Source organism: Salinisphaera sp. T5B8 (genome assembly GCF_040361255.1).
Lineage (GTDB): Bacteria > Pseudomonadota > Gammaproteobacteria > Nevskiales > Salinisphaeraceae > Salinisphaera.
Genome location: NZ_APNG01000006.1, coordinates 176,695 through 200,591 on the forward strand (window position 1 = coordinate 176,695; position 23,897 = coordinate 200,591).

General features: G+C 63.1%; 25 protein-coding genes. 13 read left to right on the forward strand and 12 right to left on the reverse strand.

The window, feature by feature from the left end; translation table 11 throughout:
- Positions 1 to 53: 53 nt before the first annotated feature.
- From hslV to T5B8_RS07520, 5 genes are all read right to left on the reverse strand, one after another.
- Positions 54 to 596 (reverse strand): ATP-dependent protease subunit HslV, encoded by a 543-nt coding sequence (gene hslV, locus T5B8_RS07500; protein ID WP_006913869.1) that lies wholly within the window; start codon positions 594 to 596, stop codon positions 54 to 56.
- 153 nt (positions 597 to 749) lie between these two features.
- On the reverse strand, positions 750 to 1,664 hold the full coding sequence (xerC, locus tag T5B8_RS07505) for a tyrosine recombinase XerC (protein ID WP_353177579.1): 915 nt from the start codon (positions 1,662 to 1,664) through the stop codon (positions 750 to 752).
- A gap of 25 nt (positions 1,665 to 1,689) precedes the next feature.
- Positions 1,690 to 2,418 carry a DUF484 family protein gene (locus tag T5B8_RS07510; RefSeq protein ID WP_353177581.1) on the reverse strand — a complete coding sequence of 243 codons (729 nt, stop codon included), beginning with the start codon at positions 2,416 to 2,418 and terminating at the stop codon, positions 1,690 to 1,692.
- Between the two features lie 83 nt (positions 2,419 to 2,501).
- Entirely contained in the window at positions 2,502 to 3,344 is an 843-nt protein-coding gene (gene dapF, locus T5B8_RS07515; RefSeq protein WP_353177583.1) for a diaminopimelate epimerase, read from the reverse strand.
- A gap of 8 nt (positions 3,345 to 3,352) precedes the next feature.
- Positions 3,353 to 3,991 carry a copper chaperone PCu(A)C gene (locus tag T5B8_RS07520; RefSeq protein ID WP_353177585.1) on the reverse strand — a complete coding sequence of 213 codons (639 nt, stop codon included), beginning with the start codon at positions 3,989 to 3,991 and terminating at the stop codon, positions 3,353 to 3,355.
- Between the two features lie 62 nt (positions 3,992 to 4,053).
- On the opposite strand from T5B8_RS07520, the gene T5B8_RS07525 reads away from it, so the two are divergent.
- From T5B8_RS07525 to T5B8_RS07560, 8 genes are all read left to right on the forward strand, one after another.
- The gene (locus tag T5B8_RS07525; RefSeq protein ID WP_353177587.1) at positions 4,054 to 4,488 is read left to right on the forward strand and encodes a MerC domain-containing protein; all 435 of its coding nucleotides are present in this window, start codon (positions 4,054 to 4,056) and stop codon (positions 4,486 to 4,488) included.
- A 71-nt stretch (positions 4,489 to 4,559) separates the two neighbouring features.
- Complete coding sequence (locus T5B8_RS07530; protein WP_353177589.1) at positions 4,560 to 5,069, forward strand: Fur family transcriptional regulator; 510 nt, start codon at positions 4,560 to 4,562, stop codon at positions 5,067 to 5,069.
- A 180-nt stretch (positions 5,070 to 5,249) separates the two neighbouring features.
- A complete protein-coding gene (locus tag T5B8_RS07535) occupies positions 5,250 to 6,011 on the forward strand; it encodes an ABC transporter ATP-binding protein (protein WP_502950754.1) in 762 nt (253 codons plus the stop codon).
- Positions 6,004 to 6,708 (forward strand): ABC transporter ATP-binding protein, encoded by a 705-nt coding sequence (locus T5B8_RS07540; protein ID WP_353177591.1) that lies wholly within the window; start codon positions 6,004 to 6,006, stop codon positions 6,706 to 6,708. The genes T5B8_RS07535 and T5B8_RS07540 overlap by 8 nt, the downstream gene beginning before the upstream one ends.
- 34 nt (positions 6,709 to 6,742) lie before the next feature.
- Positions 6,743 to 7,963 carry an ABC transporter substrate-binding protein gene (locus tag T5B8_RS07545; RefSeq protein ID WP_353177593.1) on the forward strand — a complete coding sequence of 407 codons (1,221 nt, stop codon included), beginning with the start codon at positions 6,743 to 6,745 and terminating at the stop codon, positions 7,961 to 7,963.
- A gap of 27 nt (positions 7,964 to 7,990) precedes the next feature.
- On the forward strand, positions 7,991 to 8,893 hold the full coding sequence (locus tag T5B8_RS07550) for a branched-chain amino acid ABC transporter permease (RefSeq protein WP_353177595.1): 903 nt from the start codon (positions 7,991 to 7,993) through the stop codon (positions 8,891 to 8,893).
- Positions 8,890 to 9,807 carry a branched-chain amino acid ABC transporter permease gene (locus T5B8_RS07555; RefSeq protein WP_353177597.1) on the forward strand — a complete coding sequence of 306 codons (918 nt, stop codon included), beginning with the start codon at positions 8,890 to 8,892 and terminating at the stop codon, positions 9,805 to 9,807. The genes T5B8_RS07550 and T5B8_RS07555 overlap by 4 nt, the downstream gene beginning before the upstream one ends.
- Before the next feature lie 407 nt (positions 9,808 to 10,214).
- Complete coding sequence (locus tag T5B8_RS07560; protein ID WP_353177599.1) at positions 10,215 to 10,412, forward strand: hypothetical protein; 198 nt, start codon at positions 10,215 to 10,217, stop codon at positions 10,410 to 10,412.
- A 452-nt stretch (positions 10,413 to 10,864) separates the two neighbouring features.
- On the opposite strand, the gene T5B8_RS07565 is transcribed toward T5B8_RS07560, so the two are convergent.
- The 6 genes from T5B8_RS07565 to T5B8_RS07590 all read right to left on the reverse strand — a co-directional run bounded on the left by T5B8_RS07565 (position 10,865) and on the right by T5B8_RS07590 (position 18,218).
- Complete coding sequence (locus T5B8_RS07565; protein WP_353177601.1) at positions 10,865 to 12,547, reverse strand: AMP-binding protein; 1,683 nt, start codon at positions 12,545 to 12,547, stop codon at positions 10,865 to 10,867.
- A gap of 79 nt (positions 12,548 to 12,626) precedes the next feature.
- A complete protein-coding gene (gene mmsB / locus T5B8_RS07570; protein ID WP_353177603.1) occupies positions 12,627 to 13,538 on the reverse strand; it encodes a 3-hydroxyisobutyrate dehydrogenase in 912 nt (303 codons plus the stop codon).
- 56 nt (positions 13,539 to 13,594) lie between these two features.
- Positions 13,595 to 14,734: an enoyl-CoA hydratase/isomerase family protein gene (locus tag T5B8_RS07575; RefSeq protein WP_353177605.1), complete on the reverse strand. Its 1,140-nt coding sequence runs from the start codon at positions 14,732 to 14,734 to the stop codon at positions 13,595 to 13,597.
- Positions 14,731 to 15,525, reverse strand: coding sequence for an enoyl-CoA hydratase (locus T5B8_RS07580; RefSeq protein WP_353177607.1), 795 nt, complete (start codon positions 15,523 to 15,525; stop codon positions 14,731 to 14,733). Before T5B8_RS07580 ends, T5B8_RS07575 begins: the two co-directional genes overlap by 4 nt.
- Positions 15,522 to 16,682: an acyl-CoA dehydrogenase family protein gene (locus T5B8_RS07585; protein ID WP_353177609.1), complete on the reverse strand. Its 1,161-nt coding sequence runs from the start codon at positions 16,680 to 16,682 to the stop codon at positions 15,522 to 15,524. The genes T5B8_RS07580 and T5B8_RS07585 overlap by 4 nt, the downstream gene beginning before the upstream one ends.
- A 9-nt stretch (positions 16,683 to 16,691) precedes the next feature.
- Positions 16,692 to 18,218 carry a CoA-acylating methylmalonate-semialdehyde dehydrogenase gene (locus T5B8_RS07590; RefSeq protein ID WP_353177611.1) on the reverse strand — a complete coding sequence of 509 codons (1,527 nt, stop codon included), beginning with the start codon at positions 18,216 to 18,218 and terminating at the stop codon, positions 16,692 to 16,694.
- A gap of 196 nt (positions 18,219 to 18,414) precedes the next feature.
- Here T5B8_RS07590 and T5B8_RS07595 point away from each other — a divergent pair, with 196 nt between their 5' ends.
- Both T5B8_RS07595 and T5B8_RS07600 read left to right on the forward strand, forming a co-directional pair.
- Positions 18,415 to 18,624, forward strand: a complete 210-nt coding sequence (locus tag T5B8_RS07595; protein WP_353177613.1) for a hypothetical protein — start codon at positions 18,415 to 18,417, stop codon at positions 18,622 to 18,624.
- Positions 18,625 to 18,756: 132 nt separating this feature from the next.
- The gene (locus T5B8_RS07600) at positions 18,757 to 19,671 is read left to right on the forward strand and encodes an AraC family transcriptional regulator (protein WP_353177615.1); all 915 of its coding nucleotides are present in this window, start codon (positions 18,757 to 18,759) and stop codon (positions 19,669 to 19,671) included.
- Between the two features lie 75 nt (positions 19,672 to 19,746).
- Here the strand turns inward: T5B8_RS07600 and T5B8_RS07605 are convergent, their stop codons facing one another.
- Positions 19,747 to 20,964: an ABC transporter substrate-binding protein gene (locus T5B8_RS07605; RefSeq protein WP_353177617.1), complete on the reverse strand. Its 1,218-nt coding sequence runs from the start codon at positions 20,962 to 20,964 to the stop codon at positions 19,747 to 19,749.
- A 279-nt stretch (positions 20,965 to 21,243) separates the two neighbouring features.
- Here T5B8_RS07605 and T5B8_RS07610 point away from each other — a divergent pair, with 279 nt between their 5' ends.
- The 3 genes from T5B8_RS07610 (at position 21,244) to T5B8_RS07620 (ending at position 23,789) form a co-directional block, all read left to right on the forward strand.
- Positions 21,244 to 22,854 (forward strand): alkaline phosphatase family protein, encoded by a 1,611-nt coding sequence (locus T5B8_RS07610; protein WP_006913882.1) that lies wholly within the window; start codon positions 21,244 to 21,246, stop codon positions 22,852 to 22,854.
- A gap of 272 nt (positions 22,855 to 23,126) precedes the next feature.
- Positions 23,127 to 23,390 (forward strand): ArsR/SmtB family transcription factor, encoded by a 264-nt coding sequence (locus tag T5B8_RS07615; RefSeq protein ID WP_353177620.1) that lies wholly within the window; start codon positions 23,127 to 23,129, stop codon positions 23,388 to 23,390.
- A gap of 42 nt (positions 23,391 to 23,432) precedes the next feature.
- On the forward strand, positions 23,433 to 23,789 hold the full coding sequence (locus T5B8_RS07620) for a hypothetical protein (RefSeq protein WP_353177622.1): 357 nt from the start codon (positions 23,433 to 23,435) through the stop codon (positions 23,787 to 23,789).
- Positions 23,790 to 23,897 lie beyond the last annotated feature (108 nt).

Below are 23,897 nucleotides of genomic sequence, written 5' to 3' on the forward strand. Positions count from 1 at the left end.
GCAGCACGGCGGTTTGTTCGCGGCTGTCGTCGGCCATGGTCTCGGAGGCTGTATCAGACATTGTCCAGCACCTCGACGGTGATGTGGTGATTGGTATAGATGCAGGTGTCGGCTGCGATATGCATGGCCTTTTCGGCGATGGTGGGGGCATCCATATCGGTGTTTTCCACCAGCGCGCGCCCGGCCGCCTGGGCATAGGAGCCGCCGGAGCCGATCGCCATGCAGGCGAATTCCGGCTCCATGACGTCGCCATTGCCGGAAATCATCAGCGTGGCGGTTTCATCGGCCACCAGCAACAGCGCTTCCAGACGCCGCAGGGCGCGATCGGTGCGCCAGTCCTTGGCCATTTCGACCGCGGCTTTTACCAGCTGGCCGCCATGTTCCTGCAGCTTGCCTTCGAAACGCTCGAACAGCGTGAAGGCATCGGCCGTGCCGCCTGCAAAGCCGGCGAGCACCTTGTCGTTATAGAGCCGGCGCACCTTGCGCGCATTGCCCTTGAACATGGTGTCGCCCATGGAAACCTGGCCGTCGCCGGCCAGGGCCACCTTGCCGTTGTGGCGCACGGCAAGAATTGTTGTGCCGTCGAATTGTTTCAAGAGGTGCTCCTTCGACCTTCATTGACGTCGGTCTGGTTCGAGTTGGGGCCATGCACAACACGATTCAAGCAACCGTTTTCTGCGGCTGTTCGGTCGCCGTTCAGCTTGACGTCAAACCGCGGCTGCGCGCGCTTGCGCCCGATATCGCCAACGCTAGCTTTCGCCGGTTTCGCTACGCTGGCCGGCCCGCGGATGCGCAGCATCGTAGACCTTGGCCAGGTGGGCGAAATCCAGATGGGTATAGATCTGTGTGGTACCGATATTGGCGTGGCCGAGCAGCTCCTGTACCGCGCGCAGATCGGCGCTGGATTCGAGCAGATGGGTGGCAAAGGAATGACGCAGCTTGTGCGGGTGCAGATGCACGGGTAGGCCGTGTTGCACAGCCCAGCGCTGCATGCGCGCAGCCACGCTCGAGCGCGACAGACGCGTACCGCGCTGGGAGACGAACAACGCAGCTTCGTTGGCCGACGCCATCTGCGGGCGCACCTTGAGCCAGTTTCGAAGGGCCGCGATCGCACGTGAGCCGATCGGCACGCTACGCTGGCGCGAGCCCTTGCCGAGAACGCGTGCTTCGCCGCCCGCCAGGTCGATATCGTTGATATCCAGGCCCACGGCTTCGGACAGACGCACGCCCGCGGAATAGAACAGCTCCAGCAGGGCGTGATCGCGGATTTCCAGATCGTCTTGCGGCGTGGCGTCGAGCAGGGCCGCGAGATCGTCCACGTCGACGGTTTCCGGCAGCCGGGCGGCGCGCTTGGGCGCCCGCACATCGACCGCCGGATTGCGCGCGGCCAGGCCTTCGCGCATCTGCCAGACATAGAAACTGCGCAACGCCGACACCAGCCGAGCAAGGCTGGCCGGCTTGAGCCCGGCGCGATGGCGCGCGGCCACGAATTCGCGCAGGTCGGCCGTGGTCACGCGCGCCCAGTCGGCGATGCCGCGTTCTTCCAGCCAGTCGGCCGCGCGCGTCAGATCGCGCGCATAGCCAGCCTGGGTATGGGCCGACACGCGGCGTTCGTGCGTCAGATGGGCCAGAAAGGCATCGACCCGGTCGGCCAGCGCGCTCACGAGGTGCCGTGCAGCCGGAGCATGGCTACGGCAACGCGTCGCGGCCGAGCAGGCGTTGCAGGGCGGCCGTGACCAGCTCGCCCATGAGTTCCAGAAACAGCGTGCCCATATCCGGTACGAAGCGATCGCCCTTGCGGCTGGCCAGCACCAGCGCACCGTGCACACCGCGCGCGCCCAGCGGAATCATCGCTGCACTCGCCAGCGCCGGCACATCGTTGCTGCGGGTGGCGAACAGGGCTTCCGATTGTTCTTCCGACAACGGCCCGCAAATCGGTTTGCCACGACGATAGACATTGGTCAGCGCCTTGCCGGCCGGGGTGTCGTCGACAATCGCATGGATTTCGCCGTTGGCCAGGGCTTCGACCTCGCCGGCCGTGCCTGACAGCCCCACATAGATATGGTCGACATCCATATGCTGTTGCAGGCAATACGCCAGTTCCGGCACCAGCTCGGCAGCGCTTTGTACGCTGACCAGAACCTTGGCCAGACGATTGAGCTGAACCACGCGCTGTTCGTTGTCACGCGCGGTTTCCACCAGCTCGTTGAAGCGCGCCTGTAACTGGCGGTTGGTCGTGCGCAGGCCGGCGACCTGGCGTTCGATCAGCGATACCGCGTTGCCGCTGTCATGCGGCACGTCCAACGCTTCCAGCACCGCCGGATAGCGGCTGACCAGATCGGGATGCGCCTGCAGATAGGCGGCGACTTCGGCTTCGTCCAATGCCGGCGCTGGATTTTGTTTTTTGGCTTCGTTCATGTCGGAGCATCTCTTTTAAAGAGGTGAAGACCCACCCACCGCCGTATAACGCACGAACCGCGCCACACAAGGCGCGATCCGCATTATTCGCTGGTATTCGACAATACCAGTTCGCCGTCGAATACGCGCTCGGCCGGCCCACTCAAATATACCTGCTTGCCATGCCCGGCCCAGTCCACATGGGCCGTGCCGCCGGGCAACTCGACTGCCACATGCGAATCCAGCACGCCGGCACGTATACCGCTAACCGCTGCCGCCGCCGCGCCACTACCACAGGCCAGCGTCTCGCCCGCGCCGCGTTCGTACACGCGCAGGCGGATTTGATCCGGCGTGAGCACCTGCATGAAGCCGACATTCACCCGCTCGGGGAAAGCCGGGTGGCTTTCCAGCGCGGGGCCGACGACGGCCACATCCGCACGATCAATATCCTCTACGCGCAAAACCGCGTGCGGGTTGCCGATAGCCAGCGCGGCAAACCGCAGCGTACGACCGGCAACTTCGTCGAGGCGGTATTCATCGGCGGTATCGAAACCGCGCAGCGGGATATCGGCCGCGTCGAACACGGGCACACCCAGGGCCACGCGATAGTGATGATCGCCCAGGCTTTCCAGCACCATCTGCCCATCGCGTACGTCGACCACCACCCGATCCTTGTCGGTCAGCCCCTGTTCGCGCACATAGCGGGCGAAACAGCGCGCGCCGTTGCCGCACTGGCCGGATTCGCTGCCGTCAGAGTTGAGGATGCGATAGCCGAAATCGGCGTTATCGCGGCGCGGCGGATCGACGATGAGAATCTGATCGCAGCCGACACCAAAATGCCGATCGGCAATCGCGCGGGCGCGGGCTGCGTCCAGGGCGATTGGCTCGCGGGTGGCATCGAGCACGACGAAATCGTTGCCCAGCCCGTGCATCTTGGTAAAACGCATGACCGCTGCTATTCGGCGCTGGCCGAATCCTCGTTGGCATTGCCGGTGTTATCGGCATCGGCAGGCAGATCTGCCTCGTCAGCCTTCTGACCGTGATCCATATCCGCGTGATCCATATCGCTCATGTCGTGACCCGAATGCCCCGAATGGCCCGCATTCGTGCCCGGCCCATCGGCACGCACGGTCGCGGCCACCGGCAATTCGGCGTTTTCGCTGCCGCAGGCCAGAATCAGTTCGACCTGATCGCCGGCCGCATACGGCTGGCTGGGTGAAAACAGCATCACATGACGGCCGCCGGATTCGAACACGACCTCTTCACCCGGGCCGACCACGACTTTTTCGATCGGCTGCATGCTGGCCTGACCATTGTCGTTGACCACGGTTTCGTGCATTTCGGCGCGATCGAACTGGGTACTGCTCACGCCATTGACCACCACCTTGTCTTCGCCGTCGTTGGCCAGGGTGAAATAGGCGCCCATGACATCGGCGCCGGCCGGCGCAGCCCGTACCCAGGGCTGCTCGACGCGAAGCGATCCGCAATCCGGGGCTTCGGATGTGCTGCAGGCCGCCAGCGGCCATGCCAACGCCCCCATCAGCGCGATTCCAACGCCGCGCCGTACGCGCGCGCCGATCAATGCTCGTGCCATCGCTTGCTCCATTTAAAATGTTATATACTAACGATTGAATCTTCTTTCATCAGGGCATCGCCGTGAGCCGAGGCTCGTCTTCCGATTTTACCGGCAAATTCGACAAGGTCGCAGTGATCCTTTCGGGGATATGCCTGGTGCACTGCCTGGCGTTTCCGTTGTTGATCGCGCTGTTTCCGGTATTCGGTTTTTCGTTTGTGTCGCACGCAACCTTTCATCAGCTCATTCTGCTGGTGGTCGTGCCGACCACGACATTCGCGCTGGGCATGGGCTATTGGCGCCACCGCCATATCGCCCTGCCCACGCTGGGGCTGGCCGGCATTCTTCTACTGGTACTGGCCGCCTTCGGCGCGCATGCCCTGGGCGCGGAAATCATCGAACGCGGCGTAACCGTGGCCGGTGGCTTGCTGCTGGCGGCCGCGCATATCCAGAATTACCGGCTGACCCGCAACAGTCACGACCATCGCCATGAACGCGCGCCCGTGTCGAGTGTCTGACACGTACAACGCGCGCCTCGGGCCGCGTTGCTGGCTGGCCTTTTACACGCTGAAAGCGCACTCTCGTTGTCATGATTGATGCTCAGAACTCCGTATTCGATGCCGGCGGCCACGATCACGGCGCCTGTATTCACGATGCGCTGGCCCGCGCGGAGACGCTGTGCCAGCAGAAAGGCCTGCGTCTGACTGCGATTCGCCGGCGCGTGCTCGAGCTGATCTGGGATAACCATCGCCCCACCAAGGCCTACGATCTTCTCAACACGATCAACGCCGAGCGTGGCAATGCCGCGCCGCCCACGGTCTATCGGGCGCTGGATTTCCTGCTCGATGCCGGACTGATTCACAAGATCGAGTCGCTCAATGCCTTCATCGGCTGCGACGCCGGCCACGGCGAAGCGCATCCGAAATTCCTGATCTGTCGCGCCTGCGAGCGCGTGGCCGAGATCCCGAGCCCGGCCGTGGACGATGCGCTGGCGCGCGAAGCCCGGCGCGCCGGCTTTACCATCGATCACGAAACCATCGAAATCGGCGGTACCTGCGCGGCCTGCGCGCAGCGCGAGCCGGCTGCCGGCAACGCTTGATTCGGCTTTCGACCTAGGTCGAAGCGACTAACGTCGAATAACTCGCCGCCGGGCGCGTGAGTAGAGTCCAACGAGAGCTGACTTGACTGTCAGGTTCGTTTCTATTCATCGCGGGACAACGGGTTATGACGCGACGGCCGACGACCATCGCCGCGGATACGCCCTGCGCCACGGCTGCGCATGGCTGACGCAATTCTGCAAACGCGGGGTCTGAGCAAGACCTTTGCCGGCTTCACGGCGGTTTCCGGGATCGACCTGGACGTCGAGCGCGGCAGCATTCATGCGTTGATCGGGCCCAATGGCGCCGGCAAGACCACGGTGTTCAATCTGCTCACGCGATTTATCGCGCCCAGTGCTGGCTCGATCGTCTACGACGGCGTGGATATCACCCGCACCAAACCCACCACTATCGCCCATCGCGGCATGGTGCGTTCGTTTCAGATCTCGGCGATTTTTCCCCATCTGAGCGTGCTCGATAACGTGCGTGTCGCCCTACAGCGCCATCTGGGGCTGTCGTATCACTTCTGGCGCTCGCACAAGGTGCTGGACAGCACCAACGATCGTGCGATGGCCCTGCTCGATGAAGTGGGCCTGGCCGAATTCGCCGACACCACGGCCGTGGAACTGGCCTACGGCCGCAAGCGCGCGCTGGAGATCGCCACCACCCTGGCCCTCGACCCCAAACTGATGCTGCTCGACGAGCCCACCCAGGGCATGAGCGCCGAGGACGTGGGCAAGGTCACCGCGCTCATCCGTCAGGTGGCCGCCGATCGCACCATTCTGATGGTGGAGCACAACCTGAAGGTGGTATCGACGCTGGCCGACCGGATCACCGTGCTCAACCGCGGCGAGATCCTGGCCGAAGGCCCGTATGCCGAGGTATCGAAGAATCCCTCGGTGATGGAAGCCTATATGGGCAGCGCCGAGGTGGCTCATGACTGAGCTGCTGCGCATCGACGATCTCAACGCCTGGTATGGCGAATCGCACATTCTGCATGGGGTGAACCTGCGCGTGAACGAAGGCGAGGTGGTCACCCTGCTCGGGCGCAACGGTGCCGGGCGCACGACCACGCTGAAATCCATCCTCGGGCTGGTCGACAAGCGCACGGGCTCGATCACGGTCAACGGTACCGAGGTGATCAAACAGCCCACGCATAAAATCGCGCGTCTGGGCATGCTCGGTTATTGCCCGGAAGAACGCGGCATCTTCGCGCGCCTGAACGTGGAGGAAAACCTGGCCCTGCCGCCGAAACTCGGCGACGGCGGCATGAGCGTGGCCGAGATCTACGACATGTTTCCGAACCTGGCCGAGCGCCGACGCAGCATGGGCACCCAGCTGTCCGGCGGCGAGCAACAGATGCTGGCGATGGCGCGGGTACTGCGTACCGGCGCACGGCTGCTGCTGCTCGATGAAATCACTGAAGGTCTGGCGCCGGTGATCGTCGAAGCGCTGGGCAACACCATCCGCCAGATGAAGCAACGCGGGCTGACCATCGTGCTGGTCGAGCAGAACTTTCATTTCGCAGCACCCTTGGCGGATCGACATTACATCATCGAACACGGCGAAGTCGCCGAGGTGGTCGAAGGCCACGAGGCCGAGGCCAAGAAAGCGCGCATCAACGAATTCCTGAGCGTTTGAATCATAAAAACCGGTGCGACCGGAGGGAGACAACATGAACAAGACCATCATCGGGGCGATATGCGCCGCGGGCCTGGCCGCTTTGACATCGAGCACGGCATTCGCAGCCGAGGGCTTGTCGAATGGCAGCGTGAAGATCGGCGTGCTTAGCGACATGTCCGGCGTCTACAAGGCCATTGAAGGCCCGGGCGCGGTGATCGCCGCGCAGATGGCCATCGACGATTTCGGCGGCAAGGTGCTGGGCGAGGATATCGAGCTGGTTTCGGCCGATCATCAGCTCAAGGCCGACGTGGCCTCGTCGATCGCCCGCCGCTGGATCGATCGCGACCATGTCGACATGCTCGTGGGCATGGACAACTCGGCGGTCGGCCTGGCGGTGCAAGGCCTGGCCTCCGACAAGAAGACCATCGCCATCAATACCGGGGCGGGCACGGTCGAGCTCACCGAAAGCCAGTGTTCGCCCTACGGCATCCATTACGTTTACGACACCTATGCCCTGCCGGTCGGCACGGCAACCGCCATGGTGAAAAACGGCGGCAAGAAGTGGTTCTTCATCACCGCCGACTATGCTTTCGGCCATTCGCTCCAGGACAACACCGCGCGCGTGGTCAAGGAACTGGGCGGCGAAGTGGTGGGCAGCGTCAACGCGCCGCTGAGCACCAACGATTTCTCGTCGTACCTGTTGCAGGCCAGCAGTTCCGGCGCGGATGTGATCGGCCTGGCCAATGCCGGTGGCGATACGGTCAATTCGATCAAGCAGGCCAACGAATTCGGCATCGTCGCCCGTGGCCAGAAGATGGCCGGGATGCTGGTATTTCTTACCGACGTGAAAGCGCTGGGCCTGGATACCGCCAAGGGGCTGCAGTTCACCACCGCCTTCTACTGGGACCGCAACGACGAAAGCCGTGAATGGTCGCAGCGTTTCTTCGATAAACACGGGGCGATGCCGACCATGGTGCAGGCCGGCGTGTATTCGGCCACGATGCATTATCTGGAAGCGATCAAGGCCGCCGGCACCGATGACGCCGACGCGGTTCGCGCCGAACTCGGCAATATGGAACTCAACGATTTCTTCGTGAAGAACGGCAAGATCGAAGCCAACGGCCTGATGTCGCACGACATGTATCTGGCCAAGGTGAAAACGCCGTCCGAGTCGAAAAGCGATTGGGACCTGCTGGATATCGTGAGCACGATCCCGGCCGACAAGGCCTATATCCCGGTTTCCGAAAGCAGCTGCCCACTGGTCAAGCAGTAAGCCGGTACGGTTCAAGGATCGGTCACGATGAATATCGACGCCATTCTGGCGCAGACCATGCTCGGCTTAAGCCAGGGCGTGTTCTACGCCATGCTCAGCCTGGGGCTGGCGATCATCTTCGGGCTGCTCAACGTCATCAACTTCGCCCACGGCGCACTCTACATGCTGGGCGCGTTCGTGGCGCTGATCGGCTATTCCTATATCGGGCCGTGGCTGGGCTATCCGGATTTCCAGCTCAGCTTCTGGTGGGCGTTGATCGTCGCACCGCTCGTGGTCGCCTGTTTCGGCATGCTCATGGAACGCTTCATGCTGCGCCGGCTATACAAGTTCGATCATATCTACGGCCTGTTGCTGACCTTTGGTGTGGCTCTGGTGCTGCAAGGCCTGCTGTCGAACTATTTCAATATCTCCGGCACCGCCTATCCGGCCACGCCGGAATCGCTGCGCGGCATCGTCAATCTCGGCTTCATGTATTTCCCCAAGTACCGGCTGTTCGCCATCGTGCTGTCGGTGGTGGTGTGTTTTGCCACCTGGTACATGATCGAGCGCACCAGCCTCGGCGCCGTGCTACGCGCCGGTCAGGAAAATCCGAAGCTGGTTGAAGCCTTCGGCATCAACGTACCGCTGATGGTCACGCTCACCTTCGGCTTCGGCGTGGCCCTGGCTGCGCTGGCCGGCGTGCTGGCCGCACCCATCTATTCGGTGAGCCCGCTCATGGGCGCAGATCTGATCATCACCGTGTTCGCGGTCGTGGTCATCGGCGGCATGGGCTCGATTCTGGGCGCCATCGTCACCGGGCTCACGCTCGGCCTGGTGCAGGGGCTCACCCAGGCGCTCTACCCGCCAGCGGCCAATACCGTGATCTTTTTCATCATGGTCGTGGTATTGCTGATCCGCCCGGCGGGCCTGTTCGGGAAGGCGGAAGGATGAACAAGGTCTTCTGGGTATTGCTGATCGTGCTGGGCCTGGCCGCGCCGTGGCTGACCTACCCCGTATTCGCCATGAAGCTGTTGTGCTTCGCGTTGTTCGCCTGCGCCTTCAATCTGCTGCTGGGCTATGTCGGCCTGCTGTCGTTCGGCCATGCCGCATTCTTTGGCGGGGCGGCGTATATCACCGGGCACGTGATCACCGCCTGGGGCTTCGGCCCGCTGCCCGGCATTCTTACCGGCACGCTGTTCGCCCTGGTGCTGGGCGCGATCTTCGGCGCACTGGCGATCCGACGCCAGGGCATCTATTTCGCCATGATCACGCTCGCCCTGGCGCAGATCATCTTCTTTCTCGCGCTCAAGCTGCCGTTTACCGGCGGCGAGAACGGACTGCAGGGGATTCCGCGCGGCACACTGCTGGGCGTGCTCGACCTCAACGACCCGATCACGATGTATTACTTCGTGTTCGCGATTTTCATGATCGGTTTTCTGATCATCTATCGCACCATTCACTCGCCCTTCGGCCAGATCCTCACCGCGATCCGCGAAAACGAACCGCGGGCCCGCTCGCTGGGCTATAACGTGGAACGCTTCAAGCTGATCGCCTTTACGCTATCGGCTACTCTGGCGGGTACGGCCGGCGCCACCAAAGCCGTGATCTTCCAGTTCGCATCGCTCACCGACGTGCACTGGCAGATGTCGGGCGAAGTGGTGCTCATGACCCTGCTCGGCGGCATGGGCACGTTGTTCGGCCCCATCGCCGGTGCCGCAGCCGTAATCACGCTACAGGACGAACTCGCCTCCTTCGGCTCCTGGGTACAGGTCGCCATCGGCGGCATCTTCGTGGTGTGCGTACTGCTGTTCAGGCGCGGCTTCGTTGGCGAACTGGCGCGGCTGGTCAAGACTAAGTCCAGCTAGCAGCGCAAACTTGCACGCGTTAACGTCGAGCCCATGCAACGACGCCGCGTAAGACAGGACAGCGATAGCTGGGGCGAGCGGCTGGCTGGCGCTGCCGCCAGTCTGTTCTTTAAGGAATCTCTGCGCAACCTCTCGCGGTTCGCGTTCGAGTCCTCAAATGCGTTGCGGCAAGGCGTCCGAGCGCAGCGCCTGCCTTATTGGCAGGTCAAGCTCGGCAACGCAGTCGCAGCGCATTTGAGGCCGAACCCCTTCGGGGCCGGGGCTTTGCGCGCGCCTGGTCGGCGTCGAGGCAGGCGCACCGTGCAACCAGCACGCTACGCCTACCTCTCCTTGCCAGACACGCGCAAAGCACGCCGGCGCGACCGCGACAGGTTGTGCAGAGATTCCTTAGCATACCGACCGCGGCCTTGATCTGGTTCGCGCTCAACCAGCATCTGGCTTTCCACCCCTTTCCATTCCATGAGGCATCCGTCGGCACGGGATGGCTCGTCGCAGCCATTGTGTTCCTGGCCTGCTTTGCTTTTCTCTTTCCGCGTCGCTTCACGCGCTTTCTCGGCGCCGTATGGCATGTGCTGCATCGCGCGACGACTTCATGGTGGTGGTAGCGCCGAGGCTCGGGGCACGCCAATGACCGCGGCCGCAGCGCTTTCGAAGGCCCGCCCGAAGTCGCGTAGGTCGGCTTAGCGAAGCGTAAGCCGACAAGAACGTAGCCACAGCCGCAGTCTCAAGCGCATAGTTGGTTGGACGCCGTGGTGCGGGTTAGCCGCCTGTACTAGCACCCATGTGAAGCGAACGGGAAGCACAGGCAGAAGGGTGTCCGGCGCATTGCGCTGGTGCGTTCAGGCTGTTTGAGGACTGCCAAAGCGGTCCGAGTTCTGGCCGCATGCCTTCGGCCCGAGAACTGATTATCGCTCTGGCAGTGGTTCGGCGCGCAGCGCCGACGCGCAACCCGCGTATCAGCGCGAAACCAAAGGTCCGCGAACTCATGGGTGCCGGAAAAACTCGCGGCTTGAAACCCAGGCCTCGACACACGCATGAGTCCCCGACAACTCGTGCGCTAACCCTTGAGCTCGGGAAAATCCGCTTCGCTATAGGCAAACTCGCCTTTCTCATCCGCAGCCGCATGCGCCCGCAATTCCACCCGCCGGATCTTGCCCGAAATGGTCTTGGGCAATTCGGCGAATTCCAGTTCGCGGATACGCATATAGGCGGGCATACGCTCGCGGCTGAAGGCAAACAACGCTTTGGCAGCGTCGCGGCCGGGTTCGTGGCCCCGCCGCAGCACCACATACGCCTTGGGTATATTCAGGCGCATATCGTCCGGCGCCGGCACCACGGCCGCCTCGGCCACGGATTCGTGTTCGATGAGGATGGACTCCAACTCGAACGGCGATACGCGATAGTCCGACGACTTGAACACGTCATCGGCACGGCCGACATACCAGTAGTAGCCGTCTTCGTCGCGGCTGGCGACATCGCCGGTACGGTAATAGCCGTCATGCAGGGCCTTGGCCATGCGCTCCGGGTCGTCGCGGTATTCCTGCATGAGCCCGAGCGGGCGATCGGTACGTACGTCGATGGCGATTTCGCCTTCGTGCCCCTCTTCGTCGAAGGCATTGAGCAGCGCGATTTTATATCCCGGCAGCGGCCGACCCATCGAGCCGGATTTCATCGGCTGACCGGGCGGGTTGCCGATCTGGGCAGTGGTTTCGGCCTGGCCGTAGCCATCGCGAATCTTGAGGCCCCAGAGGCGTTCCACCCGGGCAATGACTTCCGGATTGAGCGGCTCGCCGGCGCCGACGAGGCTTTTGAGCTTCATATCGTAGGCAGACAGATCTTCCTGGATGAGCAGGCGCCAGACGGTCGGCGGCGCACACAGGCTGGTCACGCCCTTGTCGGCGATGACCTGCAATGCATCCGGGGCCGAGAACCGCGCGCTGCGATAGACGAATACCGTGCAACCGGCATCCCAGGGCGCGAACAGGTTCGACCAGGCATGCTTGGCCCAGCCGGGTGAGCTGATATTGAAATGGATATCGTCCGGCTGCAGGCCGAGCCAGTACATGGTCGATAACGAGCCCACCGGATAGCTCTGGTGCGTATGCAGCACCAGCTTGGGCTTGGACGTGGTGCCGGAGGTGAAATACAGCAGCATCGGGTCGGTGGCATGGGTGGTGCCCACGGGCTCGAACGCGGTGGCGCATTCGTAGGCCGCTTCATAGCCGATCCATTGTCCGGCGGGTTCGCCGGCGACGATACAGGTCAAACCATCGGCCACGCCTTCGAACTTGGCGATATGTTCTTCGGCGGCCAGGATATGACTCACACCGCCGCGCCCGAGGCGATCGCCCAGGTCCTTCTGCGACAGTAGCGTGGTAGCCGGAATCACCACCGCACCAAGCTTGATCGCCGCCAGCATCGTCTCCCACAGCTCGACCACGTTATCGAGCATCACCAGCAACGTATCGCCGCGCCCGAGCCCGTGGTCGCGCAGGAAGTTGGCGACCTGGTTGGAGCGTTGGCGCATGGCGTCGAAGCTGTAGCGCTGTTCGCTGCCATCGGCATCGACGAGCCACAGGGCGATCTTGTCGTTGCCGTGCGCATAGTCGTCGAACCAGTCCAGTGCCCAGTTGAACTCGTCGAGCTGTGGCCACTTGAAAGCCTCGTAGGCCCGGGCATAGTCCTCGCGCAGGTCCAACAGCTGTTGGCGCGCGGCCTTGAATGCGTCTGCCGAATGCATCGCCCTCTCCTTTTATCGCGTTCGGCGGGTCCATTTTACGCCCGCCGTCGTTATGGTTTTAATCGTAGCGGCTTCGTATTCAGCCGTTTGCGTTGTCGTTGGAATAGCCTTTCAACAGATTGAGAATGCTCGAGAAATCGTCGCCCCCGTGGCCGGCCTGGCTGTGCACCGAATACAGATTGCGGGCCATCGAGCCCAGTGGCGTGGCCACGCCTTTCTTCAGACTGGAATCCATCGCCAGCCCCAGATCCTTGAGCATGAGATCGACCCCGAAGCCGGGCTTGTAGCCGTTCGAGGCCGGGGCGTTGTCCATCACGCCCGGATAGGGGTTGTAGACGTTGAGCGCCCAGTTGCCGCCGGAGGCGTTTTTCATGATGTCGGACACCACGCTCGGGTCGAGGCCGTTGGCCACGGCCAGATTGATGGCCTCCGAGGTGCCGGTCATGAGAATGCCCAACAGCATGTTGTTGCACATTTTGGCGACCTGGCCCGCGCCGGCCGGCCCGGCATGGAAATAGGTCTTGCCCATGACGTCGAACAGCGGACGCGCCTGTTCGACCGCCTCGGCCTCGCCGCCGACCATGAACGTCAGCCCGCCCGCCTTGGCCCCGTTCACGCCGCCGGAGACCGGCGCATCGAGCATGGACAGCCCGCGTTCGCCCGCGGCCGCGGCCACCTGGCGCGCGGTTTCGGCATCGATGGTGGAGCAGTCGACCAGTAGCGTGCCGGCGGCGACAGCATTCAGCAGGCCGTTTTCGCCCTGATAGAGCGTGGCGACGTGCTTGCCCGCGGGCAGCATGGAGATGACGATATCGGCGTGCTCCGCTGCGGCGGCTGCACTCTCGGCGCGCTCGGCGCCCAGTGCCACGGCATCGGCCATGGCCTGTTCGACCAGATCGAACACCGTCAGCGCATAGCCGGCCTTGATCAGGTTGGCGGCCATCGGCGCGCCCATGTTGCCGAGGCCGATGAAAGCGATTTTATTGGCCATTCTCTCCTCCTTGTCGTACTTGTTTATCGGTTTCGCGCGCGGCCGCGTACGGCCAATCAAAGATCGGCCAGCGGGTGCTGCGCGTAATCGTCGGGCAGCGTGAAATGGGCCGCGATCTGTTCGGGCGTCACCGCATCCAGCGTGGTCGGCGACCACTGCGGGTTCTTGTCCTTGTCGACCAGCAGTGCGCGAATGCCCTCGGCGAAATCGGGCCGGCGGGTACAGGCAATGGCCATGGCCAGTTCGCGCTGAAACACCTGTTCGATCGACAGTTTCGGATCGCGGCCGAGCTGTCGATGCACCACCGCCAGCGATAACGGCGATGCGCCCGCAATGGCCTTGGCGCCGTAGGCGAACCAGTCGTCGGCTTCGGCCTGCGCGGTCAAGCGTTGGGTGAACGCCGCCACGCTGTGCGTATCGGTCAGCCGTGCGATAGTCTGTTGATTAGCGAAGAGCATGGATTCGCGCCGAGCGTTGTCGCTTTCGGCGATGTCCTCGAATTCGCGCAGACCACGCGCGAGTACCGTGTCGTCCGCCTCGCGCTCGCCCTGCCAGTCGAGCTGCGTAAGCGCAGCGAACACCGCCTCGCGCTGGCCCGAGTCGATGCGATAGTCGCCCAGGCCCAGCCAGAGCGCATCGCCCGGCTGCATGGGCGTGGTCGTCAGCCCCAGAAACAGGCCAATGCGTTGGGGCATGCGCCCCAGAAACCAGCTCGCGCCCACATCGGGAAACAGCCCGATGGTGACTTCAGGCATGGCAATCTTGCTGCACTCGGTGACCACACGATGGCTGGCCCCGGCCATCACACCCAGACCGCCGCCCATGACCGTGCCGGTTGCCCAACACAACACCGGTTTGGGATAGCGATGAATACGATGATCGAGCCGATATTCGTGGGCGAAGAAAGCTTCGGCATCGGCGCTGGGGGCATCGCCGGTCGCGGTCATCGCCTTGTACAACCCGATGACGTCACCACCGGCACAGAAGGCTTTTTCGCCGGCACCGTGGAGCACGACACACACGATATCGTCGCGCTCGGCCCAGGCGTCGAGCTGTGCCTGCAGGCGGTCGATCATCGTGCGCGACAGCGAGTTCAGCGCACGGGGTGCATTGAGCTGGGCAAAGGCCACGCAATAGCCTTTGGCCGTACTACGTTCCTCGAAGACCACGCTACTGTCGGTCGTTGCTTCGCTCATCGATTGCGGCTCCTGTCGTGTGTCCATACGGGCTCGCGTTTGCCCAGAAAGGCGGCGACACCTTCGGCGGCGTCGGCGGTTTCGAACAGCGTGCCAAAAGCCGCCCGCTCGCTCGTCAACGCCGTGGTCAGCGCCGCACCCTGACTGGCGTCGATCAGGCGCTTGCTGGCCACAAGCGCGGTCGGGCTCTGGCGGGCGGCCTGTTCGGCGAGCGCCAATGCGGCCGGCAGGCTCTCGCCGCAGGCCACGGACTGTTCGATCAGCCCGATACGCTCGGCGGTTTCTACGTCCACGGTTTCGCCGCACAGAATCAGCCGCTTGGCCCAGCCGCGGCCGATCTGGCGCGCCAGCGTGGCCGTGCCGCCGCCACAGGGCAGCAGCCCGACCCGGCCTTCCGGCAAGCCCAAACGGGCATGGCGTTCTGCGATGCGAATATCGCAGGCCAGCGCGCATTCCAGCCCGGCACCCAGACACCAGCCATTGATCGCAGCGACCGTGAGCCCGGAAAAATCGTGCAGCCGGGTCACCACCGCCGCGAGCAGGCGCGTGAGTTCGCGGGCCGCGGCCGGGCTGATGCCGACATACATGTTGAGATCGTCACCGGCACAGAAGAACCGATCGCCGGTGCCGGTAATCACGAGCGTATCGATCGCGGGCTCGGCCTCAAGCGTATCCAGTTGCGCAGCCAGTTCACGCAGAATCGCGGCCGTGAAGACATGCGCCGGCGGATTGTCGAACGTGAGTATCGCCACGCGCGCCCGGCGTTCGAGCCTCGGCAGGCCGTCGCTCACCGCAGACTGTCCCCGTCGTGATCGGCCAGTACACGACGCGCGATGATCAAACGCATGATTTCGTTGGTGCCTTCCAGAATCTGGTGTACGCGTACGTCGCGCACATGGCGTTCCAGCGGATACTCGCGGATATAGCCATAGCCGCCGTGAATCTGCAGCGCGGTGTTGCAGATATCGAAACAGCGGTCGGTCGCGAAGCGCTTGGCCATGGCACAAAACGCCGTGGCCTCGCCATGTCCGGCATCGAGTCGGCTGGCCGCCAGCCAGACCATCTGGCGCGACGCGACCAGTTCGGTCGCCATATCGGCCAGCTTGAATTGCAGGGCCTGAAATTCCGCCAGCTTGCGCCCGAACTGCTGGCGTTCGCTCATGTAGCGGCGCGCCGCATCGAGCGCGGCCTGGGCCGTGCCCAGCGAACAGGAGGCGATATTGATCCGCCCGCCATCGAGGCCTTTCATGGCAATCGAAAAACCCTGGCCCTCTTCGCCCAGCCGATTGGCCGCCGGCACGCGCACATCCTCGAAGGTGATGGTGCGCGTAGCCTGGCTGTTCCAGCCCATCTTGGGTTCCTTGCGCCCGTAGCTGATGCCCGGCGCATCCGCCGGCACGGCAAATGCACTGATACCACCCGCGCCGGCCTGGCCGGTACGCGCCATCACCACCAGCAAATCGGTATCGCCCGCGCCGGAAATGAAGCACTTGCTGCCGTTGAGCACATAGTCGTCGCCGTCGCGCGCGGCCTTGCTCTTGAGCGAGGCCGCGTCCGAGCCCGCCCCGGGTTCGGTCAGGCAATAGGAGGCCAGCTTCTCGCCGGCCGTGAGTTCGCCACACCACTGCTCGCGCACGGTGTCGCCCCCGAACGTCGCAACCATCCAGGTCGCCATGTTGTGGATGCTGATATAGGCCGCCGTCGAGGTACAGCCGGCCGACAGGGCTTCGAAGATCATGGCGCTATCGAGCCGCGCCAACCCCAGCCCGCCCTGATCCTCGGGCGTATACAAACCACAAAAGCCCAGCTCGCCCGCCTGGGCGATCACCTCGCGCGGGAAATAGGCCTCGGCGTCCCATTGCGCGGCGTTGGGCGCGAGTGCCGAGCGGGCGAAATCCTCGGCGGCCTCGCGCAACGCGGTCTGGGTATCGTTGAGTTCGAAATCCATGGCCGCCCCTTACCGCATGCTGATGGTCATATTCGGGCCCGTGGGCACATCGTCCTCGGGCCAGCGCGAGATCACGGTCTTGGTTTCGGTATAGAAACGCACCGCCTGCTTGCCATAGGCATGCAGATCGCCGAAGAAGGAGTTCTTCGAGCCGGTAAAGGAGAAGAACGGCGCCGGTACGGGGATCGGCAGATTGATACCGACCTGGCCGACTTCCGTTTCGTGCTGGTACTTGCGCGCGGCCGCGCCGGACTTGGTGAAAATCGACGTGCCGTTGCCGTAGGGGTTCGCGTTGACCAGTTCGATTGCTTCTTCGAGCGTGTCGACATGCATGACGCACAGGGCCGGGCCGAAGATCTCTTCCTGGTAGATCTTCATATCGGTGGTGACGTTGTCGAACAGCGTGGGGCCGATCCAGTTGCCGTCGGGATAGCCGTCGACAGTGCAATTCGATCCGTCGAGCAGTACATCGGCGCCTTCGGCCGCCGCGCCCTTGATCAAATCCCGTACGCGATCGCGCGATTTTTTATTGATAAGTGGGCCGTAGGCCGCGCCCTCATCGCCCGGCGCGCCGGGACGAATATCGGCGAGCGCATTCTTGATGTCCTCGACCCAGTCACGGGTCGATTCGCCCACGAGCACGGCCACGGAAATGGCCATACAACGCTGCCCGGCGGCACCGCAGGACGAACCCACCAGTGAAGACACGACCTGATCCTTGTCGGCATCGGGCATGACGATCATGTGATTCTTGGCCCCGGCCATGGCCTGTACACGCTTGAGGTTGTGCGTACCTTTTCTGTAGACGTGCTCGGCTACCGGTACCGAGCCCACGAACGACACCGCCTTTACATCGGGGTGATCGAGAATGGCGTCCACCTGCCGCTTGTCGCCGTGAATGAGCTGCAACAGCCCCTTGGGGAAACCGGCTTCGGCGAACAGCTCGGTGAGCATGACCGGGGTGAGCGGGTCCTGCTCCGAGGGCTTGAGGATGAAGCTGTTGCCGCAGGCCACCGCCAACGGATACATCCATAGCGGGATCATGGCCGGGAAATTGAAGGGCGTGATGCCCGCACACACGCCGATCGGGTGCACATAGCTGTGCGTATCGATATTGCGGGCCACGTTCTCGGCGGTTTCGCCCATCATGTGCGTGGTCATGCCGCAGCCGTGTTCGACGACCTCGATCCCGCGCCAGACATCGCCCATGGCGTCGGCAAAGGTTTTGCCGGTTTCTTCGGCCAGCACTTTGGCAATGTCTTCCTGGCGTTCCTTGAGCAGGGTCTGATACTTGAACAGATAACGCACGCGCTCGACGGTGGGCACATCGCGCCAGCTCTTGAAGGCCGCCTTGGCAGATTCGACCGCCCGCTGCATTTCCTCGTCGGTAGCGACCGGCACCTGGGCGATCACTTCCTGGGTGGCCGGGTTATTGAGCTCGATCCACTCCGAAGTGGCGCTGTCGACGAATTCGCCGTCGATGAACAGCGGGACTTTCTGGCTCTGTCGAATCGTGTCGATACGGGATGAAGACATGGGCTTGTTCCTGATGGGATCACGGGTTGGCCGTATTCGCGTCGAACCGCTGAGCCTGCAGCGCAGGGGTCGAGCCGGCCGTTGAAAAGGTCATGAAAGAAACACGGTGGCAAAACGCACCGGCTTTGTGCCGCCGTCGACGCTAACCGAGGGTGTTCGACGCGGCGAGAAAACGACGGTTTGTTGAGGCGACGGCATGAGCGTCGGCGTACGCCGACACGTGCTTAGCACTCGAGCGCTGAATGAGGCAGGCGGTACGCATTGGATCTCCTCCGTGGCGTTGTATTGGGCGGTCAGCGTTCGTTATGCGGGACACGCTGCCGTTTTTTTGTTCGATATCGAAACAGCCCTGCACTGCCTGCTGTTTCATCGCGGCCCTGCTTTGTTTTTTGTGCCGCGTTTATAACTTATTGCCAATCAGATCACGCCGATCCGGCGTCTGAAATAGTCTTAATTGCCACCGGCTGGACAAAATTGCTTCGTGCATGATCAAGTGTCGTCTAACGCAAATTCGCCACACCCACGCGAAATTCATGTCGTGAACTTAGCGCCCCGCACACCTGCGTATGCCGGTATCGAGACCTCGCGCTGGCCGCTGCCGGAAACCGGACGGCGCGTGATCCTGCCGCAGAAACTCGTTGACGAAATGGCCGCCAACCCGCTGTGTCGCGACTGCCTGCCGCATGGCGTGGGGTACTACCCGAGGGCGGCGGGCCATCGCATGGGCCGCCGCAATCCGCGCGATCATCTGCTGATCTATTGCCTGTCCGGCGCCGGGGTGGCCCGGCGCGAGGGCCGGCGCCAGGCGGTACAGGCCGGCGACGTGCTGCTGCTGCGCGAAGGCGAGCGCCATAGTTATTGCGCCGACCGTCACGAGCCGTGGTCGATCTACTGGGCGCATCTGGGCGGCCATGCGGTCGCGCGTTTCTTCGACGAGATCGCGGCCGGGCACGATGACTTCGTGGTGCCGGTGGGCCTGCACCCACGCCTGACCGAGGATCTGAACCTGCTGCTGACCGTGGCGGATCGCTTCAAGAGCCAGCACTTCGTCTATGCGGCGAATCTGCTGCAGAGCATTCTGTCGTTCATGGCGCTGGTCCATCACCAGCACCGCGATCGCGGCGCGGCGCTGGATATCGACCGCGTCCAGGCCTGGTTGCAGGCGCATCTGCACGAACGCATCGATCTCGACGAATTGGTAGCCGCGACCAGCACGATCTCGCGCTATCACTTCATCCGCGAATACCGCCGCCAGACCGGCCAGACGCCCATGCAGGCTTTTCAGCGGCTCAAGATCAGCCGGGCCTGTTATCTGCTCGATATCACCGACTGGAACGTCGGCGAGATCGCCAGCGATCTGGGCTATGACGACCCCTATTATTTTTCGCGGCTGTTCAAGAAGGTCATGGGCGTGCCGCCGCGCGACTATCGGCGCGAGCATCAGGCCGGCTAAGCGCCGACTTTTAAAAAAAACACCGGCACGCACACAAAGCGCGTACCGGTGCCTACGCACAACAACCGTCTTGAACTACTTCAGGCGCGCGCAACCCGATTCGGCCAGCGACGGATAGGCCTGATCTCCTGGAATCGTACGCTCGACGGTGGCGACATCCCATTCGCCTTTCGACGCATCGGGCCCTTTGACCTTGAGCAGATACATATCGTGCTCGAGCAGACCGTCATCGCGGATGGTGCCGCCCTGAGCAAAGAAATCGTCGATCGGCTTGTTGCCGATGGCGGAGCGCACCGCATCGCTTTCATCCGTGCCGGCTGCCTTGACCGCATTCAGATAGGCCGTAGTCGCCGAATACAATGCCGCGTGCGGGAAGGTAGGCGTGGTGCCACCGCTGGCCAGATAGCGTTTCGCCCATTGCCGCGAGTCTTCGTCGTGATCCCAGTACCAGCCGCTGGTGAACTGCAGGCCCTTGGCCGTATCCAGGCCCAGGCTTTTCACGTCGCTGATGAGTACGAGCATGCCGGCCAGCGACTGGCCACGCGAGACGATGCCGAACTCGTTGGCCTGCTTGACCGCGTTAATGGTATCGGTGCCGGCATTGGCCAGACCGATCACATCCGCGCCGGAGCTCTGGGCCTGCAACAGATACGAAGAAAAGTCATTGGTGTTCAGCGGCGCGCGTACCGAACCGACGACGCTGCCACCCAGTTCCTTGACTACATCCGAGGTATTGCTTTCCAGGGCCTGGCCGAAGGCATAGTCGGCGGTAATGAAGAACCATTTCTTGCCGCCGTTCTTGACGATGGCCGTGGCCGTACCTACCGGCAGCGCGTGGGTATCGTACCCGTAATGGATACCGTAGGCCGTACAGGCATCGTTGGTCAGCGCCGAGGTGGCACTGCCGGTATTGATGGTGATGATGCCCTTGTTCGAGGCCAGCTGCTGTACGGCCAGACCGACCGCGCTGTTGGTCAGATCCATGATGACATCGACCTTGTCGCGATCGATCCATTCGCGGGCGGTGGACGAGGCGATATCGGCCTTGTTCTGATGATCGGCCGAGATCACCTCGATATCCTTGCCGAGCACACTACCGCCAAAATCCTTGACCGCCATCTTCACCGCAGCGGTCGCACCGGGCCCGCTGAAACCATCGGCATAGACGCCGGACATATCGCCGAGCACGCCGATGGTTACCTGGCCGTCGTCGTTGCCGGCCGCCTGGGCCGTACCGACCGTGAGCAGGCCCGCCGCCGCTACGCCCAACAGGGCGTTTCGCCATATCGTCATGGTCCTCTCCTCGTTTTATAGGCTTCGTCGCTGCGCTTTGTACAGGCCGAACCGCTCGTTGTTGTAGTTGCACATTGCAGCACCGGCCAAACCCTGGCCCATTCGACCTTTGTCCAATGGCCACGCCGAGAGTGCGGGTTGCCGGCCTTAGCCACCACCGCATCGCGCCGCGACCGCACCGTTGTCGAAATCACCCCGCACCAGCTACCCGCCCGGGTAAGCTCGCAACCGTCCAGTGACTGCCATTAACCGGGACGTATCGTTTTGCCTGTTTCTCGTTTGACCACCGCCGTCCGCGTACTGGTCGCGCCACTGCTGCTTTATGCGCTGGCCGCCCTGCCGCTGCGCCCGGGTGGCAGCGTTACCTGCATGCCCATCGAGCCGGCGCTGGTACTGGCCGCCATGCTATGTGTGCCGCGCCGTGCCGAACGGGGGCTGCGCGTGCTCGTCGTTCTGGGGTATGGCCTGTTACTGGCGCTCACGGCCGCGGACTGGGGCACCGGGCTTGCCTTCGGTCGTTCGTTCGAGCTGGCCCGCGATTACCGCCTGCCCGTCTTCGGCTGGAATGTGTTCGCCCATGTCGTGGGTTACGGGCTGGCCGTGGTGGCGCTCGTTGCGGCAATCGTTGTTATCGGCCTGCTGCTCTACCTGCTGTTTCGCGGCCTCGCGGTCTGGACGCGTACAGCCGGGCCGCACCGCCTGCGCTACGCAGCGCTCGTCGCGGCATTGCTGATTGCGCCACTGACAGTCAGCCTGACGCGTTCGCAAACCGCTGCCCCGGTTTACGAGCGCATCGCCCTGCATGCGCATCAGTACCTTGCGCGTCGCACCGAGCGCCGGGCGTTCCAGCGCAGCCTGCAAACGCCAGCAGTAGACGCCGGTACCGACCTCGCCCGGCTCGCCGGCAAAAACGTATTGTTCGTTTTCGTGGAGTCCTACGGGCGTACGGTCTTCGAGCGCGCACTCTATGCCGAGACCATCGGCCCGCGGCTGCGCGCCTTCGAACACACCATTGCCGCCGCCGGATTTCGCGCACGCAGCGGCTGGCTCACCTCGCCGACGGTCGGGGGCCAGAGCTGGCTGGCCCATGCCACGCTGTTGTCCGGTCTCTGGATCGACAGCCAGCCGCGCTACGAGGCGCTGATCGCCAGCGATCGCATCTCGCTGAACCGACGCTTTCGTCAGGCCGGCTGGCGCACGGTCGCGGTCATGCCCGCCATTACCCGTGCCTGGCCGGAGTCCGCCTGGTTCAGCTACGACCGCGTCTATGCCAGCGACGATCTGGGCTATGAAGGCGAGCCGTTCAACTGGGTGACTATGCCCGACCAATACACCTTGGCCGCGTTGCAGCGCGCCGAACTCGATCCGGCCGGCACACAGCCGGTGATGATCGAAGCCGCACTGATTTCCAGCCATGCGCCCTGGGTGCCAATTCCACCACTAATGGAGTGGTCGCGTATCGGCAACGGCGCGGTTTTCAACGACTACGCACGCGCGGGCGATCCGCCGGTGGAAGTATGGAAAGACGCCGACCGGGTGCGCACGCAATACCGCAAGGCCATCGATTATTCGCTGGCAACGCTGGCCTCGTTCATTGCCGAACGCGCCGACGACAATCTGGTGCTGGTGATTCTGGGCGATCATCAGCCGGCGCCGATCATCACCGGCAACAACGCCTCACGCGACGTCCCGATGCATATCGTATCGGCGGATCCTGCAGTGCTTGAGGCAGTCGAGGGTTGGGGCTGGAAACACGGCATGACACCGGATGCCAATACACCGGTCTGGCGGATGGATACCTTCTACGACCGATTTTTGAGCGCTTTCGATAGCAATGCCGACGCCGGTCAACCTCCATCCCCGGCCGGAACGCCAGCTCAGCCCAAGTAGAACGCGCCCTGCGAACACGCGGCATCGGTCGGCGCGATACGCCGCAGCGCAATGCGGCGAGTGCCGCGCCGGCAGGCTATTCACCGCGGGTGGGGAATAGCCAGCTGGAATATCGGAAGCGCTTGCACATGGCGCAAGCTGGATCTATCATTCTTTCATTTCATGGAATGACAGAATAAACGATGCCTTCAGCGCACAGCCCATGTGAACACTCGACCGATCCAAAGCCGCCGCGACTACCGGCGGACGCTGACCTGTCGCTAGCCGCGGAGATGTTCAAGGCACTCGCCGACCCCGATCGCCTGCGCCTGCTGGCACGGCTGGCCGACGGCGAGACGTGCGTTACCGAGCTGGCCGCGCTGGAAGACCAGAAGGTCACGACCGTATCGGCGCGACTCAAGCTGCTGCTTGGCGCACGCCTGGTCAGCCGCCGGCGTGAGGCCAAGCATATGTATTACCGACTCACCGACGATCACGTACTGCAGATCGTCATCACGGCCCTCGAACACTCAGCCGAGGACACCGTCTCGCGCTGATGCGCGAACGCAGCCTCGAATCATTCACTCCAGGAGTTCAGCATGACCGAATGCAATCACGACCATCACCAGCCCCATCCGCATACCCATGGCCCGGAGTGCGAGCACACCGGCGTGCGCCACGGCGACCATGTGGACTATCTGCATGACGGCCACCTGCACCACCCCCACGGTGATCACGTGGACGAACACGTGATCGAGGTGTCGGACAAGAACCCTGACCAGTGCACCCCGGCCCACGACTGCGCCGGCCATGACGCCTCGCACACGCATGGCCCCGGCTGCGGCCACGAGGCGGTTCCGCATGGCGACCATATCGACTACCTCGTCGACGGCCACCTGCACCACCCGCACGGCGATCACTGCGACGATCACGGCCCGATCGAAGTCGTCAACTAAGCCGTCGATCCGCAGGGCTTGTAACCGCCTCGCATGCCCGGACGCCGGCGCGTCCGGGTTTTTTTGGGCGCGGGATACCGAAATCAGCAGACATCCTGGCTTAAAAAA